1 protein-coding gene is annotated in these 2,581 nt (G+C 69.2%); it reads left to right on the top strand.

Annotated features, from left to right (window positions below; translation table 11 throughout):
- On the top strand, positions 1-2,581 hold a 2,581-nt coding region (locus AOM46_RS31285; protein ID WP_158920854.1), incomplete at both ends, for an SDR family NAD(P)-dependent oxidoreductase.

The raw sequence follows: 2,581 nt of genomic DNA, 5'->3' as shown, positions 1-2,581 counted from the left end.
GCACGCCTCGGGCTTCCTCGCCCCCTCCGAACCCCAAGCACCATCGTTCGACCTGTCCGAGTGGCCGCCGGAGGGCACGGTCGCGGTAGACGTCGAGGGGTTCTATGACGTCCTCGCCAGCGGCGCCGGCTTCGGCTACGGCCCGATGTTCCAAGGGGTACGAGCAGTCTGGCGCGACACATCCGGCGTCTATGCCGAGGTCGCCCTGCCGGAGACGGACACCGGCCGAATCGACACCTTCGGAATCCACCCCGCCCTACTCGACGCCGCACTCCACCCATCCGGCTTTATCCTCGACGAAACCGAAACCGAAACCGCCACCGGGCCACGACTCCCCTTCGCCTGGACCGGCGTAGAACTCTTCGCCACCAACGCGACCATGCTGCGCGTAGCGATCCGCCCCCAAGGCGAAGGCGTCACCGTCGAAGCCGCCGACGCCACCGGCACACCCGTCGTAAGCGTCCGCTCCCTGATGCTGCGCACCATAGCGGCCGATCAGTTGTCGTCGACCAAACCGGCCAGCGACAACGCCCTGTTCACAGTGGAGTGGACCGCACTGCCACCCCGCACCGGCTCCGTCGGCGAGGCGGAGTTCACCGTCCTTCCGGTGGGGACCGGCCCGGTGGAGCAGGTACTGGGTGCGGTACTGCGTGATGTGCAGGAATGGCTGGCAAACGAGGAATCATTTGGGTCCCGTCTGGCGGTGGTGACCCGGGGCGCGGTCCCAGCCACCCCCGGTGCGGTGGTCGACGAGGTGGGCGCGGCGGTATGGGGCCTGGTGCGCTCCGCCCAGTCCGAGCACCCCGACCGGATCGTGCTGGTCGACGCCGACCCCACGACCCCCGATGACCTGGACCTGACGCTGCTGAGCGGAGTGGACGAACCCCAACTCGCCATCCGCGACGGCGCATTGCTGGCACCCCGACTCACCCGAGCGACCGCCGGCGGGCTGGTGCCGCTGGAGCGGAATTGGCATCTGCTGCCGGGAGAGGACGGCACGCTGGAGTCCCTGCGTATCGAGGCCGTGGACACCCCACCCCTGGAGGCCGGTCAGATACGCGTCGCCATCCGGGCGGCCGGCGTCAACTTCCGCGACGTCCTCATCGGCCTGGGCATGTACCCAGGGGCCGGTGTCATGGGTTCCGAAGCTGCGGGTGTTGTGCTGGAGGTCGGTCCGGAGATCACCGACCTTGTTCCCGGTGATCGGGTCTTCGGGTTCTTCACCGGTTCTTTTGCCGCTGAGGCTGTGACGGATCGTCGTTTGCTGGTGCGGGTACCCGCCGGTTGGTCGTGGGCGGAGGCGGCATCGTTGCCGTTGGTGTTCGCCACCGCCTGGTACGGCCTGCGGGATCTGGGCGGAGTCAGCGAGGGCGAATCGGTACTCATCCATGCCGCCGCCGGCGGCGTCGGCATGGCCGCCGTACAACTGGCCCGGCACTGGGGCCTGGAGGTCTACGCGACCGCCAGCCCCAGCAAATGGCCCACCGTGACCAACAACGGCGTCGACCCGACACACATCGCCTCCTCCCGCGACCTCGCCTTCGAAGACCACATCCGCGCGGCGACGGACGGCCGGGGTGTGGATGTGGTGCTGAACTCCCTGGCGGGTGAGTTCCTGGACGCCTCCCTGCGCCTCCTGGCGCCCGGCGGCCGGTTCATCGAGATGGGCAAGACCGACATCCGCACCGGCCTCGACATCCCCTACCACGCCTTCGACCTCTCCGACGCCGGCCCCACCCGCATGGGCCACATCCTCACCGACGTCGTAACACTCTTCGAACAAGGCATCCTCACCCCCCTGCCCCTCACCGTCTGGGACGTCCGCGAAGCAGTCGCGGCTTGGCGCTACATGGCCCAGGCCAAGCACATCGGCAAGAACGTCCTCACCCTCCCCACCCCCCTCAACCCCCACGGCACCATCCTCATCACCGGCGGCACGGGGACTCTGGGTGGTCTACTGGCCCGCCACCTCGCCACCCAACACGGCGCCCGCAACCTGTTGTTGCTCTCCCGCCAGGGCCCGGATGCCCCCGGCGCCGCCGACCTGGTCGCCGAACTGGAGCAACTAGGTGCACAAGCACAGGTCGTCGCCTGCGACGCCGCCGACCGCGATGCTCTCGCGACCGTTCTGGTCGACATCCCCACCGAGACGCCCCTCACCGGCGTCGTTCACGCGGCCGGCGTACTCGACGACGGCATCTTCACCGCGTTGACGCAGGAGCGTCTGGAGACGGTACTGCGGGCGAAGGCCACCGCCGCCGTCAACCTGGACGAACTCACCCGCGACGCCGACCTCTCGATGTTTGTGCTCTACTCCTCCGTCGCCGCAACTCTCGGCACCCCGGGGCAGGGCAACTACGCAGCAGCGAACGCGTTCCTGGACGGTCTGGCTAGCCGTCGTCGCGCGGAGGGTCTGCCGGGGCTGTCTCTGGGCTGGGGTTTGTGGGAGCAGGCCAGTGCTATGACCGGTGGGCTCGCCGGGGCCGACCGGTCGCGTGCCACCAGCGCCGGCGCCGCCCTCACCACCCAACAGGGCCTCGCCCTCTTCGACACCGCCCTCACCCACCCCACCCCCCACCTC

Origin of the sequence: Streptomyces sp. NBRC 109706 (assembly GCF_000974485.1) — a bacterium.
GTDB lineage: Bacteria > Actinomycetota > Actinomycetes > Streptomycetales > Streptomycetaceae > Streptomyces.
The sequence above is the reverse complement of the archived record's forward strand: the minus strand, read 5'-3'. Positions and strand labels throughout refer to the sequence as shown.